Genomic DNA, 19,228 nt, shown 5'->3' on the forward strand with positions numbered 1-19,228 from the left:
CAAAACTTAACTGATGGGATACCAAAGGATTAACGTAATCACCGGATGGGCAACATTTATTGTTGCGCTTGTTGTATATCTGCTCACTATTGAACCTACCGCCAGTTTTTGGGATTGCGGTGAATTTATTGCCTGCTCATATAAACTAGAAGTGCCTCACCCTCCGGGTGCGCCGTTCTTCCTGCTTATTGGACGCATTTTCTCCATGTTTGCGGGTGGAGATGTAACGCAGGTGGCTTATTGGGTCACTATGATCAGTGTATTGAGTAGTGCCTTTACCATCTTGTTTTTGTTTTGGTCGATCACACACCTGGTCAAAAAAGTACTTCACATCAGCAAAGGTGAAGAGACTTCTGAGCAAATAACATTGATCATGGGTGCCGGACTTATTGGTGCACTTGCCTATACCTTTAGTGACTCATTCTGGTTCTCAGCAGTCGAGGCCGAGGTGTACGGTATGTCATCCTTCTTTACTGCCTTTGTGTTCTGGGCCATCCTCAAATGGGAGAACATTGAAGATGAGGCTCAGGCCAATAAATGGTTAATCCTAATTGCCTACATGGTCGGATTATCAATCGGTGTCCACTTGTTGAACCTCGTGACCATTCCAGCGATGGCATTGATTGTTTACTTCAAGAAAAACGAAACGCTTTCCAGAAATGGGATCATCCTTACTTTACTGGCAGGAGGTGTGATAGTTATAACTGTTTTGATTGGAATCATTCCGGGACTTCCTTCTATTGCGGGTACTCTGGAAGTATTCTTTGTTAACTCTTTGGGACTGCCATTTGGCTCTGGTGTGATCTTCTTCGGAGTTGTATTCATAGCTGCACTGATCTACGGATTATACTATTCTGTCAAAAAGCAAAAGGTTGGCCTAAATGTGATTCTGTTAGCATTCACCTTTATTATCATTGGATATGCTTCCTACACCATAATCCCGATCAGAAGTAGTTACGATCCACCAATCGACGAAAACGACCCGGATGACATCGTAACTTTCGTATCCTACCTAAAACGTGAACAATACGGTAGCCGACCGTTATTCCATGGACAATATTATACCGCAAGGGTGGTAGAGCAGAAAACCACCGGAAAGACTTACATGAGGGGTGAGGATGAGTACATCGTGAAAGAGGAAAAAATGGACTACGTCTATGATCCAAAACACACAACGATCCTTCCAAGGATGTACAGTTCCCAGGATCACCACAAAAAGAGATATATGCAAATCACAGGCCTGAGAGACGGGGAAAAGCCAAGTTTCTCTGACAACCTGTATTTTATGATCCGTCACCAGCTTGGGACCATGTATATGAGGTATTTCTTATGGAACTTCTCCGGTCGGGAGTCAGATATTCAGGATGCTGAATGGGTGGGTATCTCAGGAGCCTTCGATGAGCTCCCTCCAACCCTGGCAAACAACAAAGGAAGAAACATCTACTTTGCGTTGCCGCTGATACTCGGGATACTTGGTATGTTCATCCAGTACAGCAAGGATCAAAGATATTTTTACACCACCTTGTTACTCTTTTTCCTTACAGGAGCAGCTCTGGTACTTTACCTAAACTCTCCTCCTATTGAACCAAGAGAAAGAGATTACATCTATGCAGGATCGTATTACGTCTTTGCTATTTGGATCGGGTTTGGTGTGTTGACCATCTATGAATGGATAAAGGCTGCCACCAAAAAGGGGAAAGTTGCAGTGATATTGGCCATCTTAATAAGTGTGCCAATCCCTGCCATTATGGCGAGTGAAAACTGGGATGATCATGATCGTTCAGATCGCTATTTTTCAGTGGATGCGGCCAAGAATTACCTGGCCACCTGTGCTCCAAATGCCATGATCTTCACCGGGGGTGACAATGACACCTTCCCTCTCTGGTATGCGCAGGAAGTGGAAGGTTTCAGAACTGATGTACGTGTGATCGTACTGAGTTACTTTAACACAGATTGGTACATTCAGCAGATGATGCGCGACGCCTATGAGTCTGAGGCGTTACCATTTAGCCTGAGACTCAAACATTATCAGCAGGGTGGGATGAACGACTACCTGCCTGTCGTTGAGAATGAGAGTTTAAAAGCCGGGATTAGTGCTGATAAATATCTGCAGCTTCTTAAAAGCAATGAGCCGAAATTGCGAATTCCACTTTCAAACGGAAAATACTATAATTCTATCCCGTCAAGGAAATTCTACCTGAATGTGGACGTAGAGAAAGTAAAATCTTTAGGGATTGTTCCAAAAGCAATGGAAAATAAGATTGTGGACCGAATGGAATGGACGGTTTCTGGTAGTGGAATGGAAAAAAACAGTCTGGCAGTAATGGATCTCATAGTCAACTCAAACTGGGAAAGACCAATCTATTTCAATACTACCAGTATAAATAGCCTTAACATGAACCTCAAGAAATACGTGGTTCAGGAGGGTATTGCCTTCCGATTGCTTCCAATCAATGGAAAAGGTGGAAGAGAATTTGAAGTAAGTACCGAGGTGATGTATGACAACCTCATGAACAACTACCAGTGGCGTGAGCTTAACAATCCTGAGGTGTATTATTCTGAGGATTATAGAAACTTCTGTTTGAATCACAGATCTTCTTTTAACACACTTGCTCAAAACCTGTTGGAAAAGCGAGAAGTGGAGCGCGCATTTAAGGTTATTAAGAAGAGTTTGGATGTTATGCCAAATGAATCTATTCCTTTCGACTATTTCAATGTTCAACAGGTAGGCCTTCTACTCTCGATTGACAAGATGTCGACCTACCTGGGAGACTCAGCTACATCCGAAGTAAACGTTTCTGAAGCCAAAGAAATCGCAGATTATATCACTGATATTGCGGCTAAAGAAAGCGCTGAGATGCTGGATTATTACCTGGATGGAAATATGACGGATCAGTCTGAATTACAAAAAAGGATACTTTCGCTCAATGAGCTTGCGAGAGCCTATCGAGCTTACGGTGATCGGGAAAAGTCAGCGGAGTTAGAAAAGTTGTTCGACACCTATTATAGACGAATTCAAAACTAGATTATCCAAAATACGATGTAATTTTCAAGAAAAAGCTTCCATGGTGGCGTCCATGCTGAATTATTGGTTTTACATTTCGAATAAGAACAAAAATATCAGAAATCCCAAAGGCCACCCCGATGAGATACCCGATAAAACAGGCTTTTGATTAATTTAAAGCCTATTTTCCGAGTATGACGCTTTTTCTTTCTCGAATTCAGTTTAATATATTGATATAAGCAGGCTTTCAAGCCTGCTTTTTTTATGCCTTACAACCTCTACAATCAGCACATCGTTGAACCTAAAAACCTTCTAAATATGATAGCTGAATTCCGCTCTATATTCGAACGAGACATCGAAAAACTTAAGACTGAAATCGAATCCTTTCAATCCGAAGCTAATCTTTGGGTTACCAAAGGAGCCATTACCAATACTTCTGGAAACTTGTGCCTGCACCTCGTCGGCAACCTAAAGGCTTTCGTAGGTAATAATATGGGTGGCATCAAATACACCAGAGATCGTAAAGCTGAGTTTAGTTTAAAAGACATCCCCAGAGCCACGCTTGTGCAGATGGTGAATGAAACAAAAGAAGTTGTATTACAAACTTTCGAAACACTCACCAGTGAAGACCTGGAAAAAAAGCATCCGCAAAATGTTCTAGGATACGAGATGACCAACCGGTTTTTTTTGATCCATTTGGCATCGCACCTCTCCTACCACCTCGGACAGATCAACTACCTGAGGCGTATGCTGGAGTGATCCTTACTCAATTCCTTCTTTCAGCAGCTCGGGAAACTTTGATTGAAATTTCTTAAGCCGGGGAATCGACACACTACGAACGTAGGGTTGGTACGGGTTTCTCTTCTCAAAATCCTGATGATATTCCTCGGCTTCCCAGAATTTTTTAAAGGCCAGAATTTCAGTAGCAATTGGCTGATCATAGGCCCTACTTGCATCCAGGGAATCCCTAAAACCTTCAGCAATCCGCCTTTCTTCTTCATTTTGGTAAAAGATGATCGATCGGTATTGGGTTCCATAATCCGGATGCTGCCCATTAACTGTAGTAGGGTTTTGAGAACCATAATAGACCTTCACAAGAGTTTTGAATGATACGACCTTAGGATCGTAATACACCTTCACCGCCTCTGCATGCCCGGTGATTCCCGCACTAACCTGTTCATAGGTTGGGGAGGATTCCTTACCTCCGGAGTATCCGGACACCGCCTCTTTCACTCCCCGAACACTTTCGTAAACGGCCTCCACACACCAAAAACATCCACTGGCAAAATAGGCGGTCTCATATTGTTCCAGTTGCTGGGGGTTGAGTTTCTCAGTCTGCCTTCCTTCTGAATTAGATGAAGGTCCGCAAGTGCTGAAAAAAAGTGATAGTATTATCAATAACGCCATAAGTCTCATTCCTTTCATTCTGAAAGTTAAACTCCTCAAGCTTCATATAGTTGTGTTTTTCCAACTCAATGCCCGGGCTTGACAGCCAGCAGACAAATCTATCGGTATCCATATTTTCATGGACTTAGTTATCTTTCGCCTTCATGAAAAACATTTTTCGGACCCTCGGCTATGGGATCGTCATTTACATTGTATTCAGCTTTTTGATCAATTTGATAAAGTTATCAAAGAGAGAACACGCCTACTGTGACGAATACAGCCAGGTCAACCCCTTTACAAAAGATGCTCACCACTTTCGGTATTGGCGACTCGGTGATAAACGTGGTGATTTTTGTACTGATTATGAATCCATTTTTAAACTCAGCGAGGAACGCTCACTCAATCGAACTGAGATGGTGCTCGATGAGGACGATTATCACAACTTCTGGGGTACCGTCTACATGAAGCTTGTCGCTCAAAGTCACGGCGATCTGGATTTTATTGCTGATTCACTTCTGAATATTTCCACTTCCATGGGCATGGATGCCTCTACCCTGGCCGAGTTGACGGTCAGCTTCATTCAGGACATCCCATACAGCTATGTACTAGGTGATGATTGTGGGAACAGGAACACACAAGGATTTGATTGCATTGGCAATCAGGCCTATGGTATTTTATCGCCTTATGAATTTCTTCACACGCTTTATGGCGATTGTGATACCCGAGCTGTTCTACTTTATGCCATATTACAAAAAATGAATTTTGACCCGATGATCGTAGTGAGTGATGAATACGCCCATGCCATGCTTGCTCTCAACATTCCTTCCTCGGGAGATTACATCGAACACGGCAAAAAGAAATATTACTTTTGGGAAACCACCGGCGCCGGTTGGCCCATCGGCATGCTGCCACCGGACTGCAGCAATGTAAATTATTGGAAAATAGCTTTAGTCAATGAACTATAACATCGCTTTACTTGGAATAATAGAAGTCGTTTCTGCCATCTCCATAGGAATTTTTATTCTCGCGCTCACGTACAAAATCGTACAATTTGTAGGCGAAAAATACTATGGCATCAAGGAGTTTAACCATGCTTACAGCATCTTCACCGCGGCCATTATCCTATCAGTAGGCCTAATGGTCAGTGGAGTGATTCAACCCTTGATCTCATCATTCCGACTATTAAATAAAGAGGAAGGAACACTCCTTTTGGCATTCAAGTACATTGGGACCGGAGCCGTCTATATTGCTATCGCCTATGTTGCAGCAGTACTGATTGGACTTATTTCTACTTTTCTCTACTCGAAACTCACACCAATTGATGAATTCGAAGAAATCAGGAAAAACAACATCGGTGTTGCCATTATTGTAAGTGCGATACTTATTACCCTGACCATGCTCTCCAAAAGTGGTGTGGTCATGATCATTGAAGCGCTCATCCCATATCCTCAATTGCCCCCTACAGGATTCTAAAAAAGTTCTAAATCTTTTGCGATCGCCCCTTCATGTTCCAGTAGCCATTTTTTGCGAGGTAATCCACCGGCGTAACCGGTTAAACTTCCATCTGATCCAATCACACGGTGACAGGGGATGATAATGGCAATGCGATTCATCCCGTTGGCACGGGCTACTGCCCTTACCGCATCAGGATTGCCCAGGGCTTCAGCTTGTTGCTGATAAGACCTGGTCTTTCCGGGAGGAATTTTCCCTAATTCTTCCCATACCCGAACCTGAAATTCTGTCCCGGGGATAACCAGTGGAATATCAAATTTTGCCCGTGTACCTTCAAAATATTCTAAAACCTGCTTTTCAGCCAATTTGGTAAACTCGTTTTCTCCTGGTAGGATATGCCCATTCAACCTTTTTCTTAGATCAGCAAATTCTGTTTCCAGCATCCGGCGATCGGTAAACTCCAACAAACACAGCCCCTCATCCGTGGCGCCGGCATACATGGGGCCAAGGGGTGTTTCAAATCGATGTAAATGAATTACATTTTGAGTAGTAGAATTTTCAGGAGCCATACCGAAGAGGTTTTTAAATGCCGAACCAAATCCGCTTAGAGAATCATAACCGGTTTTGAATGCACTTGAAGTTACGCTATTGCCATTTTTGATTTCACTATAAGCCGAATTGATCCGGATCATACGCTGATAGGCCTGGAAGGTCATCCCATGATGTTGATTAAACCAACGCCTGATCTTCTCCGGTGGGATCCCCATGCTACGAATGACCCCGTCGGAGATTCTCACTTCAGGTTTTTCAGCAACCATTTGGATTAACTGCTTAACCTCATCTGGCACTTGCTTTACTTTTTGAGCTGGATTACAAACTTTGCAGGGACGATATCCATGCTGCAGCGCCTCTTTTGACGTGGTGAAAAAAATGACATTTTTAGGCTTTGGCTTACGAGCTGTACAGGTGGAAACGCAAAAAATCCCAGTGGTTTTTACACAGACATAAAATACACCCAGGTATTGAGTGTCTTTGTTGACTAGTGCCTCATAATATAGATTGATATCCTTTTTATCCTCGACGAGCATAGCGTTTCAGGTTTACTCATACAAAGGAGAGACAATCCATCGTGATCCACAACCGAAATTTGAACAAGTATTTTTTAGGGCTGCCAGCCTCTTAGCACCTTATCTCTGGTATGGGCTTTGGCTTCCTTCTTAGACAATTGCTTTGACCAGGATATCCGGGTATCAGGAGAAGCGCCAGGGCCGAAAGATTTATACTCAGCATAGTAGGTGGTGCTGCGGTCATCTTCATTGCTCCACTCATGCCAGCCGACAGGTAGTATATGTTTCTCCATTTCGCAATTGATAAAAACAGTTCTGGCATATTTTCTCCACGGTCGCCCCAGATAAACTTCATCCACGCCGTCTTCAGCAGTCAGCTTGCAGTTACTAAAAACAAATCCGAATTGATCTCCTTTTTCAGTTGAGGCGGCAGTGATATAAGAGTTGCTTCGTGACCGAATTTCACAGCCTTCAAACCAGGCTGTACCCTGACCAAATATGAAATCAGTTGTCCCGCTGATAAAGCAGTTTTTGAAATAAGTCCTATAGCCCTCACCCGTGAGGTACATCGTATCCTGATGCCCCTGAAATGAACAGTTTGTAAAACTTACCCTGTCACCTTCCACATGAATAGCCACCGCCTGACCAACGGGGCCTGAGGAATTGATAATAGTTAGATTTTCGCCATGAAAATCATTCGCATCCACCAACATCGTATAGGTATGAAAAGTACCATTCCTGCCATTGGCCATTTTGCCGAAGTGGTCTTCCCATGTTATGATCGTGCTATCTTGATCCTCCCCAATGATGGAAAGGCGTGTGTTCCATGAAAAAACCTCCACTTTTTCTTCGTAGACACCATTTTTCACATAAATGGTAATGGGTACATCCGGGAATGCTTTGGTGGCGAAAATCGCTTCGCTAATGCTTGAGTAATCACCCGACCCATCAAGGGCAACAGTTATTTTTGTAGCATATCCCTGCGCATGACAGAAAATGGCACCTGTTAGTAATACGACTGTAAAAAAGAAATTCTTCATTGGGTTTAATATCTGTTCAAACGATTGTTTTGCAATATAACAACAGATTTCATTCCAAAAAGAAAGTTCTCTTACTTCATCTTCACAGAAGTGATCTTATAATAGGCCATAGGCACCTCTTCGCCCGCGCCTGGCAGGTCATAATCCTGATCTGTCGGGGTGTCCGCATTGGGAAAACGTCTTACCTCCCCTGTTCGGAACATGAGCTTTTCAATTGAAGGGACCGGAGCAAAGAACATTCTTCTGATCTCGAACTTATCATTCACATAGAGCGAATAGACACGGTTGGGAACATCAAAATCAATTCTGATCTTATAAGCCTGACCAGCCTCATAATCCGCGAAAGCATTGAGTCGATATCCATTCTTTACCAGCATTTTTCCCCGCTCATCGAAAATCACTCGAATGGCCGGAGTGCCATTTCCTGACTGAAGTTCAATATGAAGCAGACCAGTATCATTCTGACCGGGGATCACAGCTATCTCTATTGAACCGACTTGCGTTTTTGGCAGCACTCTTTCAGCCTTCGCATAATCGAATGGGTCTTTGTCTCTGAGAACAAATGCTTTTTTATCCTTCTTCCCTTCCATTTTGGCCGTAGCCCAAATCGGACTGTAGGTATTCCACGCATCCAGTTCTGCTCCATTCGGCATTTCAGAGAAAACATCGTTAACTGGACCCTCTACCACATCTGTCACCGGAACCGGAACCTGAGCCACCCAGATATCCTCCTTGTTTACACTATAGGTCAACCATAGGTTACCATCGGGAGGAACGCCATTTCCCTCTAAGATTCCTCTCACATACTGAGGTCCATAAGACTTGTAGTTGCCTCCATATCGCATAGGGGTAATCTCTCCGTGAACTAAAAGCAGATTATCATATTCCAATCCATCCTCACTCACAGAGATCGCAAGCGGCCACCTGAATTCTGATGGGTTGTACACGGTTGCGAACCTATCATCCGTGGTTTTTTGTCCCCAGATTTTGGCATTACTGTTTACAAAGCCCGGGGCTCTTAACGGGGTGTACTCCCACGACTTACCACCGTCATTGCTAATAGAAGTTAAGGCATGCTTCCATAGCCCTACCACCCGGTCATCATCCAAATGGTAATAACTAAAGGCCTTGTATTCATCCTTTAGTGGGATCAAAGGATCATCGCGATCTGCCTCCTCTACCCATTGCTGCATCATTAATGGGTCAGCCATCAATTCATCACAGGCCTTTACAAATCCCTCATCATCACTTTCCTTGTAGAAGGGGTAGGCTGTATTTTCCTGATTCCACCCGTGATTGTATCTAATAAAATAAATGGGGCCAAGTGTACCATCTTCATAGATTTCCCTGACCACACGACCGATACCATTTCCATCATTTGGATGGTCTTTTCTATTCAGCGCGATGCCGTAGTAAGCCAGGGTCAGCAACTTTCCATTTTCAGCTATATAGAACCCCATACGCTGATGCATTACCGCATCCAAATCCTTTGCAACGCCATCCACACCATCTTTTGTGGTTCCATCCGGAATTGGATAAATGGGAAACATGACCGTAGGTTTGGTCCAGTTAGTACCATCTTCTGATGAAACCATAAAGGACATACCCGGAGGAATATGCTCTCCCACAGGATTGCTTAGATATTGCACGTAAAAGGTGTTATTCCAATAAACCATCATGGGTGCATGATTGTAGGTCCAGCCATAACCATCAGATTTCTCAGGGTATTCCCGATCGGCTCTCGCCACCTGAACATTATGGACACCTACAGCAGACCTCAATTGGCCAGTGTGATAATCGATGTTGGATAGTACTGTTCCTGTGTAGTGAACAGTATCCTGAGCCAACAATGGTGATGAAATGAAAATTGTGATAATCAGGAAGGACGTAAATATTCTAGTCAAAGTCATTTCTCAGTTATTTCAATCTCAATCAATTTACTTGATTTAGTATTTCAGTGTATCGTTATTATTCTCAGGGTCTGTATAATCCACTTTTTTGGTCGGATCAATATTGTAGATAAACTTCTCAATATTGGTGTAGCCATCCCCTGAAAGGTCCCCCGTGGCATCTGATGCATCTTTAGGGTTGAGGCCATATTTCTTTTCCCATTTATCCGGCATACCATCTTTGTCTTTATCCTTGTACGGCTTTCCTTCGTAAGAAGGTAGTCCTCCGACCTGGCTTGGATGGGTAATGATGCCTTTTCTATAGGAGTCTTCCGGCAACCTTCTGTTGATATATTCTTTGCCTATTTCAGTTTTTCCACCCTCCACGTATTTTATTTCTCCGGTTCGCACTTGCTCTACTACGCGTTTGTCAACCGCGTCTCTTTTGGGCAGCGTTGCTCCTGCATTCGCCAGCACATACTCAAATGATTCTTCAGCTGATTTGATTTCCAGATTTGGAAGTGGAAAAGGATTTTCCACTTTGATCTTTTTCAAGAGTTCGACATAATCCGTTCTTCCCTGAGGTTGAACTCCTCCATTCCAGTTATCAGCTGTGACTTCAGGATAACCCTCAGTGACATTACCACCTACATAGGCTTTCCCGTACTCAGGTTCTTCTGTTTTGCTCCTATTGGCTTCCGGTTTCAGCAACCGGTAGGCAATGGGCTCATCAGGAGTAATGGGACCCGGCTTGAAATAATTATTGACAATATTAAATTTTGATCGATGATCACCACCGTCCACTGACCTGTTCCACCAGTTAAAGAGTACATTATTAACCATGTTGAATTGACCATACATGCCAATCGATGGATTTCTGGAGATATTGCATGCCCACAGGTTGTTGTAAAACAAGCAGTTCAAGCCACCAATGGTACTGCCAAAAGCATGATTGTAGGTGTCGAGTGCTTCTGAGGAAATAGTATTCTGAATAGTAATATTGACGGTCGGTAACTTGATCCTTTGTCCGTCTTCAGTCTCATAGACGTGACGATACATCGAAATATTTTCATCTAACCCCCAGCTCGCTGACACATGATCGATCATGATGTTACCCACACCATTTCCACCAAGTGCATCATCTCTCCTGGCTACTTCCGTGGCCCCTCTTCTAAACTTCATATGTCGGATAACCACATCATGCGTGTCGATCCAAACCGATTCACCTGTTATACATACCCCATCCCCAGGGGCAGTATTCCCTACGATGGTCACATAAGGTGCGCGAATGCTAACCGGGCTTTCCAGTTTTATGACACCAGCAACATTAAAAACAATAATTCTTGCTCCGCCTTGTTCACAGGCCCATCGAAAAGAACCCTTTCCTCGGTCTTTCAAATTGGTAACCACGAACACCTTACCTCCTCGTCCACCGAAACTATAGGCTCCTCCTCCTTTAGCACCAGGGAAAGCCGGAATAGTTGCCTGAGGCAAGTCCGATGGCTTAGCTGCCCATGGGATATAGGGTTTCCCATTCCTGGCATCTTCTCTAACGATTGACAATGCCTTTTCCCATGCCTGATCTGACAGCTCCTGTGCTTGAGCCATCTCCTCATCCGACGCTGCCTGTACTCCTGGTGGGATTTCAGGGTATTGCGCGGTAGCGACGAAAGTGATCAAATGAATTAATATGAAAGCGACTAAAAGTCTCATTATGCTTATTTCAGGGTTATACAAATGTTGTTATCGAGTAAGGCAGGATCTCAAGAAAAGTAAATTTAATTACGGCTTTTAAAGGCAATTGTCAAAATAGGCCTCAGGTCATCTTTACAAATTCCCTCATGGCATTTATTGGATTTGAATACAATGAATAACCCCGGACTTGCCGGGGTTATTACATCACTTAACAACTACTTACCAAACCAACTTTAACAACTATTCTATTACTTCAGCTAAAAAGACATTATCTATTGTTACTCCTGATCCCATAGATCCATTCCAGTTGCCCACCTGCATAGCGAAATAGTAAGTGCCTGCAGAATCTACCATGATCCTGCCTCCAGTACTCGGGTCGTTAGGATCGTTAGGATCAGGATCCTGAGCAATACCATCACAGGCCACATCACGGATGTCACCTTCGAAGGGCTCTTCACCGCAGCCTTTCCAAAAATTAAGTCCTATGACCTTAGATGAATTCTTGTCAATGCCATAAACGGTACTTGGACAAGCAGGAGCATATCCTTCTCCCGCTTTCGGTTCCTCCGGCCCAATGATGATCGTAAACCAGGCATTATTGAAATTTCCACCTTTGATGTCTGTCAACAAAAGGTATTCTGTATTCGCCTTCAGCTCCACCGGCTGATAGGCTACTACCTGATAGGATTTTGCTTCTGTAGCCTGACCGGAAAAGAATAGCGTGCCTGATGAGGTAAACTCATAATCTATAGCCCTACTTTCTTCTCCATTAGGAAGTACCGTCCACAATTGGTCGTCATCCATGGAGCCCCCTGCAATAATGCTAGGAGCCGTTGGCACTCCTCCCGGGCTTTCAATGGTTATCCCTTTTGTCATTACGTCTTCATTATCATCAATACTTATTACCGTCAATGTGACACTATAGGTACCCGTGACGCTATAGGTATGAGCGGGTGATTCATCCGACGAAGTTGCGCCATCTCCAAAATCCCAGGAATAAGAGACGCCATTGGCTGAAGCATTGATAAAGTGATAGGTAAAACCATCTTCTCCATCAAGCTGGGCCGCAAAGTCCGCTACTGGTGGATACACTCCCGGCACTTTTTCCTCACTGCAGGAAGTAATTATCGCTAATAATGAAATGAGTATTATACCCTTTATTGTTTTTATCTGTTCAATTGATTTCATTTTGGATTGTTTAAAAATTTTGTGTTAGCCAGAAGGCGCTCAAAGCACCTTTAAGGCCTTACCAGTCAATTTTAAATAGCCGGAAAGTGAGCTCTTGAATTCTCACAAGAGGCACCTCCCAGCATTAATGTTCCAAATATTTGGATTCAACCTGCTTTATTCATAGGCAGGATTTTGCGGATATTCTCCGGCATCCAGAGATATTGCCGAAAGAGGAATTGGCCTTAGAATCTTATAATTTCCATTGGCTCCAAGGAATGGATCTATTCCACCATCCACGAGGGTTTTGATATCCGGGTTTCGAACTTTGGTGTACTCCATCAACTTACCAGTACGTTTCAAATCCAACCACCTGAATCCTTCACCAGCCAGCTCGCGCGCACGTTCCTCAAGGATGAAGTCAATATCTACCGAGGCAACCGTACCCGCTCCGGCTCTTGCTCTAACAGTGTTGACTCTATCAATAGCATTACCACTATTTCCTGACTGAAGGTAAGCCTCAGCTGCTATCAAATAAGTCTCTCCCAATCGTGCCAGATACAGGTCATGAGTGTATTGCACACTTGTTGTTCGCACCCGGTCAAATTTTCTCAAACCAGGGAAATCATCCTGATTCAAAGGGTCCCACCAGTGGGCGTCCAAAGGAGAGATCACGGTTCCTGCTCTGTTGTCAGGATCTTCGGCCCTCCATGTTGCGGTATCGGCCAATTGAGTAGCAGTACGCGGATAGTAATAATTAACCGTACTGTTGTCAGGATCAATTGCCCAACCAGAGTACGGACTGGTTCTTACACTGAGGAAGGTTCCCTCGAATCTCTCATCATTATCTTCAAATAAAGTGAAGAGATACTCGGTTGGATGCAGCACATTTTTCTTGCTTACCCCATCATCGCTTCCCTGAACGAGAGGCCCCCATGGGTAGTCCCAATTGTGTGCTCCTCCGTTTTGAGTAGAGGAACCGGCGTATTGTATAGACCAAAGCACCTCCTCATTGTTATCATTATCATAGGCAAACAACTCATCAAAGCCTAGGTTAAGACCCTGTCCATTAATAGCAGCATCCGCCATTGTAGCTGCATCTGCGAAGTCTGATGCAGCCCCATAGTCCTCATATCCCCTCGTGAGATAAACTTTTGCCAGAATATGCTGTGCGGTACGTTTAGAAACCCTCCCGAAGTCAATTTGCTCCAATGGCAAAATTTCAATGGCCGCTTCCAGCTCATCAATGATGAACTGATAAACATCCGCTGCGGGAGCCCTGTCAAAATGAACGATTGGAGTCGTAATCAGATCCTCCACTAACGTGACATCACCAAAATTCTGTACCAGCATAAAGTAGTAGAAGGCCCTAATCACTTTCACTTCTCCCACTCTCACTTCCAGATTGGGAAATGCTTCCGTCTGGGTGGAATATTCCAACGCGAGATTTGCCATCTGAATACTCTGATAGAGACTGCTAAACAATCGCTCTACATCACTGCTTCCGGGAGTGAGCGTTTGATAGCTCGAAAGTCCCAGTGGCACCTCCTGATGAGCACCGAAAAATAGGTCGGTTCCTGCACAGAACACAAACGGTGTTGGCTGATAAACATCACGAAGCGATGAATAAGCCGCATTGACCAGCCCTTCATAACCTGCTTCGGTGTTGTAGTAATTTTCAGCGGTTGTATTACCAAGGTTTTCTTCATCCAAAAACCCTGAGCATCCGGAGATCATTGTCCCCGCAAAAACTATATATATAAATAATCTTATGCTTTTCATGATCTTAGAATTTGATGTTAGTACCTAGCTGATAAATAGAGAATGAAGTATTTGTGGCATCTACACCAGACATACTTGCACCTGCCCATTCTGGATCAAAACCTTCATATTTCGTGAATACGAATGGATTGAACGCATTGAAATAAACCCGAACTTCTGAGATACCCACCTTACCTAGTAGGTCACGAGGTAAATTGTATCCAAGGGTAATGTTCTGGATACGAGTGAATGAAACATCCTTGTTGTATCCCGGATACCCATAATCCTCAGCATCTTCTCCATAATACTGCCCCATGTAACTCGGCTGAGGGTACTCATTGGTATACCGTGGACCCGAGATTGGATTATCTCTTTTATAATAAGGCACATCAAGAATAACCTTGCTATTGAAATCGGTAAACTCTCTATGGAAAGGGCTGTAAACCAACATACCTTGTTTCGTATAAATGGTAGCAGACAAATCCCAATTCTTGTATCTGAATGTAGTTGAGAAAGTACCAATCCAGTTTGGAGCCGGTGAACCTAAAACTTTCATATCATTATCAATATCTATCGCTCCATCACCATTCAGGTCCTTTACTTTGGCTGTACCTTCCAGTGCTTGCTTATCTGCCTCTGATTCATAGGTGTCTGAAGCCTGCCAAACACCATCATAGACCATAGAGTAGATTACGTCAACAGGTTCACCAATAAACCACCTGTTTGGAACATCATCTTCCTTCGCTCCATAGAGATCAACGATTTTATTGATGTTTTTTGTGAAAATGAAATTGGTCTCCCATGAAAAATCATCACGATCAATATTCACAGTACGGAGCTGTACTTCAACTCCTTTGTTGCTCACCGAGCCTACATTGTCAATCATGGTACCCCAACCTGTAGGCATTGCCAGCTTTCTCTCCATGAGCAAATCCAGCGACAACCTGTCGTAAACATTGACTTCACCACTTACCCTACTTCTAAACAAACTGAAATCTGTTCCAAGGTTCCATTCTCTTGTTCGCTCCCAGGTCAAATCCTTATTGGAAATGGCACTCGGTACAAATCCGTCTGCAGTGCTTCCATCCCAATCATAATAAGCCTGTCTATTTAAGGATGACTGTGTTGAATAAGCAGGAATATTGTTGTTGCCCGTATAACCAAAACTCAAACGCAATTTCAGATTGTCCACTATCGTATTGGAAAGGAAAGCCTCCTCGGACATTCTCCAGGCAACAGCTGCTGATGGGAAGTAGGCCCATTTGTTGTCCTCAGCCAACTTAGAAGACCCATCCCATCGTACCGTAGCCGTAAAGTGATACCGGTCTCTGAATGAATAGTTTAATCTGTTGGTAAATGAGAGCAAAGTATTTTTACTAAATCCTGTACTCGCATCCCTCTGAGGAGCACTTTGAGTATTATACCAAAGTGATTCAAACGGCACATCTCTACCATAAGCAAATGCATTCTCCGTTCGGTTCAATTGAGAAGATTGAATAAAATCATAACCCATGCTGTGTTCTCCAAACTTTTTGGAAATGTTCAACTGGTTGTCCCATATGTAAGACAAGAAATTATCATTCCACATTCTTGCTACGGAAATCGATCTGGTAGCAAAGCGATCAAAATACTCACCTGACCTTACGAATCTTGCATTTGGTGAAAAGGTAGACTGAAAGCTTAACCATTCAACAGGCTTGTATTTCAGGTAGAAATTGGAAATGATATAGTACTCTTCCACATTATACTGAGAATTGCTTTCGAGGTAGGCGTAAGGGTTCACGTTGCCGGAAATACCCACCATCGGTGACTGGATGTAATTTCCATCAGCATCTTTGGCCGGAGCGTAAGATGGCATTCTGAAAATCTGACGAGTATAGCCCTGTCTGGAAACCAGTTCTCTTTCCGAAAACGCGAGGTTGACATTGGAGCCTACAGAAAACATCTTATTCGGTCTTGCATCAATACTTGCCTTGAAATTATACTTCTTGTAGTATTGGCCCTTGGCATTTCCATCATCACCCTGATATCCAAAACCAACTACGTAGCTTGAAGTTTCACCACCACCAGCAGCAGATACAAAATGGTTTTGCTGGATACTTGGCTTAATCAATTCATCAACCCAATCAGTACCTCTTCTCTTAGCTAGGGCATCACCCCAATAACTGCCAATCCCATCTTCATTGGTGATGTATGGAAATCCATAAAGCGTAGATGGTACAATGGTATTGCCCTGAACAAGGTCTCTGGCCATTTGCCTGTCTTTATTCCACATTACACTTTCATCATAACTATTGAGGAAATCAGGCATGTTGCTCACCTTTCGCAATCCTACGAAACCGGAATAGTTCACTGTAGTTCGCTTATTCTTAACTCCGGCTCCTGACTTAGTGGTAACTATTACCACACCATTGGAACCACGAGATCCATAGATCGCCGTAGAAGAGGCATCCTTTAATACATCAATTCGCTCAATATCATTTGGGTTGAGGAAATTGATATCATCCGTCATAACCCCATCTACCACAAATAGTGGCGAAGCTCCATTCAGAGAATTAGCACCCCGGATTTGAATGGTAAAGCCGCTACCCACTGTACCAGTTCTCGGAGAAATATCCACACCGGCTATATTTGTTTGCAGTGCTCCCATCGGACTGGTGGCTCCCACTTTTGTGAGTTCCCTGTTACCGACAGAGGCCACAGCACCTGTGAGGTCTTTCTTCTGAATGCTTCCATATCCCACAACAACCACCTCTTCAAGGCTTGTGAAATCGGGTTTTAAGGTCACATTCAATTCAGTCTGCCCGTTAATAGGCACCTCCACAGATTGGTAACCAACAAATGAGACCGTGAGTAACAGATCGGATCCGGCAGAAATATTCAGATTATAGTATCCATCAAAATCTGTTACCGTGCCAACGTTTGTCCCTTTAACCAAAACTGTAGCACCTGGTAGTCCTTCGCCGCTTTCATCTGTCACCCGACCACTTATCGGGGTCTGTTCGATTACTACTTCGATACCGTCGGTTTGGTGGGACTTTACGCTTATGCGATTATTTACCTGCTTAAATCCAACATTCGCTTGTTTAGAGATGTCCATCAATAAGGATTCGACCGTATTCTCACGGGCCTGCAGGCTTAGTTTTATTTCATTGTCAAGGTTTTCTCTGTTGTACACGAAGACATAATCTGAGTTTTTTTCAATCAGCTTAAATGCCTTCTCAAGGTTGATTCCCTCAGCAGTGAGACTAATTTTCGCCTCCTTTACACTTAATACACGTTGGGCATTGCCTTCACTCGCCAATAGGGCGTTGATGATGAAAGCATAGACAACCAAACCGTAAACAGAAACTTTTCCAAACATTACAATGAAGGGTAGAAGTTTATTTTTCATAAATTTGATATGGTTTAGTGAAACAATGGATCACTGAATTTGGGTCTGAGAGATATATGTTGGCGCATGTTACTCAGGCCCTTTTTTATTTTCGCAAAGTCAGTGGGCAATGCTATGGGTTTATGTCATGGGCTTATTTGTTTTGGGTTAAATTCAAGGGTGATTCTTTTCCCGTCAATTTTATATTGAAAATCGAGGGTATAACTTAGGCTTTCCAACACATTGGATAAATAGTCATCTTCAAACTGACCGGTACATAACAGGTCCTTGCTTTGCTGTCTTTGTCCCTTTACTTCGAAAGAAACATCATACCAACGCTCAAGGACATTGAGCGCCTGATCCAATGGTGTGTCTTTAAAATAGATGATCCGATTTCTCCAGAGGGCCTTCTCCGAAAGATTGAAAGTTTGCTCTTTAATGGATCTGCCATTACAAATAGCCAATTCTCCGGGATATAATATAGCCTCCTCAACCTGCTTAGATTGGTTGGATACCACACGCACTTTCCCGGTCATTAAACTTACTTCCTGAGTCGCGCCTTCATAAGCATTCACATTGAATGATGTTCCTAATGCTGTAGTACTCATGTATTCCGTCACTACCGTAAATGGTCTTGAGGCATCTTCAGCCACTTCAAAAAAGGCCTCGCCAGTCAGGTGAACTACCCGATCATTTGTATTAAACCTGGAGTCATAGGATATTTTACTTTCTGAATTCAGGAAGACCTTGGAGCCATCAGGAAGAAATACGGTAGACTTCTGCCCTCTAGGATTTTCCTTTTCTGTAATGGTAAATTCGGCAACCTGGTTTACTTCCACAGGATTCCAATCGACTACAATAGGCAAAGAAGCCATGACAACCAGGGCAATGGCTGCCGCGATACCATAATAAAGACTCCTGGATCTTCTGTTTACATCCGGGTATCTAGCTAAAATAGACTGTGGCCCTAGAGGAATAACACTTGGCTCAACATCTTCAGATATAGAAGATTCAATATTATTCCATATTTCATCTTCGACCTCGACCGAGGGACTATACCTATACCGCGACAAGCCCAAAAGAATTTCACGGGCCATTTTCACATCCCCTACTTTCTGTTGATTTTCATTCAGCCAGTTTTCCCAAAATAAATTGGCACTACGATCAGGGTTCAGCACCCAACTTTTAAAAAAGTGGTCTGCCACAAAATCCTCAACCTTATAATCGCTATAGTTCGTCATCGAGTGATAAAAATTATCGCTTTGATATTAAGGGGATGATTTTGACTGATTCTATCCAGGAATCGATGAAAAAAGCTGAAAGTTTATGACTGATAATGATTTTTAGATTAAATCACCCTTTTCGCCGCATATAAACAGCCATTTTATTGAAAA

General features: G+C 43.3%; 13 protein-coding genes. 4 read left to right on the forward strand and 9 right to left on the reverse strand.

The window, feature by feature from the left end; genetic code table 11:
- Positions 1-13 precede the first annotated feature (13 nt).
- Both NXR94_RS07170 and NXR94_RS07175 read left to right on the forward strand, forming a co-directional pair.
- Complete coding sequence (locus tag NXR94_RS07170) at positions 14-3,025, forward strand: DUF2723 domain-containing protein (RefSeq protein ID WP_258103915.1); 3,012 nt, start codon at positions 14-16, stop codon at positions 3,023-3,025.
- 297 nt (positions 3,026-3,322) lie between these two features.
- Positions 3,323-3,763, forward strand: coding sequence for a DUF1572 domain-containing protein (locus tag NXR94_RS07175; protein WP_258103916.1), 441 nt, complete (start codon positions 3,323-3,325; stop codon positions 3,761-3,763).
- A 3-nt stretch (positions 3,764-3,766) separates the two neighbouring features.
- Here NXR94_RS07175 and msrA read toward each other — a convergent pair whose 3' ends face one another.
- Positions 3,767-4,429, reverse strand: coding sequence for a peptide-methionine (S)-S-oxide reductase MsrA (msrA, locus tag NXR94_RS07180; protein ID WP_258103917.1), 663 nt, complete (start codon positions 4,427-4,429; stop codon positions 3,767-3,769).
- 125 nt (positions 4,430-4,554) lie between these two features.
- Here msrA and NXR94_RS07185 point away from each other — a divergent pair, with 125 nt between their 5' ends.
- Both NXR94_RS07185 and NXR94_RS07190 read left to right on the forward strand, forming a co-directional pair.
- Positions 4,555-5,355, forward strand: coding sequence for a hypothetical protein (locus tag NXR94_RS07185; RefSeq protein ID WP_258103918.1), 801 nt, complete (start codon positions 4,555-4,557; stop codon positions 5,353-5,355).
- Entirely contained in the window at positions 5,345-5,863 is a 519-nt protein-coding gene (locus NXR94_RS07190) for a DUF350 domain-containing protein (protein ID WP_258103919.1), read from the forward strand. Before NXR94_RS07185 ends, NXR94_RS07190 begins: the two co-directional genes overlap by 11 nt.
- On the opposite strand, the gene NXR94_RS07195 is transcribed toward NXR94_RS07190, so the two are convergent.
- The 8 genes from NXR94_RS07195 to NXR94_RS07230 form a co-directional block, all read right to left on the reverse strand.
- Complete coding sequence (locus tag NXR94_RS07195) at positions 5,860-6,930, reverse strand: bifunctional transcriptional activator/DNA repair enzyme AdaA (RefSeq protein WP_258103920.1); 1,071 nt, start codon at positions 6,928-6,930, stop codon at positions 5,860-5,862. The two genes, NXR94_RS07190 and NXR94_RS07195, sit on opposite strands and share 4 nt — an antisense overlap.
- Positions 6,931-7,004: 74 nt before the next feature.
- Positions 7,005-7,949: a pectinesterase family protein gene (locus NXR94_RS07200; RefSeq protein WP_258103921.1), complete on the reverse strand. Its 945-nt coding sequence runs from the start codon at positions 7,947-7,949 to the stop codon at positions 7,005-7,007.
- A gap of 71 nt (positions 7,950-8,020) precedes the next feature.
- The gene (locus NXR94_RS07205) at positions 8,021-9,859 is read right to left on the reverse strand and encodes an exo-alpha-sialidase (protein WP_258103922.1); all 1,839 of its coding nucleotides are present in this window, start codon (positions 9,857-9,859) and stop codon (positions 8,021-8,023) included.
- Between the two features lie 36 nt (positions 9,860-9,895).
- The gene (locus NXR94_RS07210) at positions 9,896-11,551 is read right to left on the reverse strand and encodes a polysaccharide lyase family 1 protein (protein ID WP_258103923.1); all 1,656 of its coding nucleotides are present in this window, start codon (positions 11,549-11,551) and stop codon (positions 9,896-9,898) included.
- Between the two features lie 222 nt (positions 11,552-11,773).
- Positions 11,774-12,721 (reverse strand): PKD domain-containing protein, encoded by a 948-nt coding sequence (locus NXR94_RS07215; RefSeq protein ID WP_258103924.1) that lies wholly within the window; start codon positions 12,719-12,721, stop codon positions 11,774-11,776.
- A 156-nt stretch (positions 12,722-12,877) separates the two neighbouring features.
- Positions 12,878-14,482, reverse strand: coding sequence for a RagB/SusD family nutrient uptake outer membrane protein (locus tag NXR94_RS07220; protein WP_258103925.1), 1,605 nt, complete (start codon positions 14,480-14,482; stop codon positions 12,878-12,880).
- A gap of 4 nt (positions 14,483-14,486) precedes the next feature.
- Positions 14,487-17,855 carry a TonB-dependent receptor gene (locus NXR94_RS07225; RefSeq protein ID WP_258103926.1) on the reverse strand — a complete coding sequence of 1,123 codons (3,369 nt, stop codon included), beginning with the start codon at positions 17,853-17,855 and terminating at the stop codon, positions 14,487-14,489.
- A gap of 125 nt (positions 17,856-17,980) precedes the next feature.
- Entirely contained in the window at positions 17,981-19,075 is a 1,095-nt protein-coding gene (locus NXR94_RS07230) for a FecR family protein (RefSeq protein WP_258103927.1), read from the reverse strand.
- Between the last annotated feature and the right edge of the window lie 153 nt (positions 19,076-19,228).

The sequence above is a fragment of the Marinoscillum sp. MHG1-6 genome, assembly GCF_024714475.1.
Lineage (GTDB): Bacteria > Bacteroidota > Bacteroidia > Cytophagales > Cyclobacteriaceae > JAMZMI01.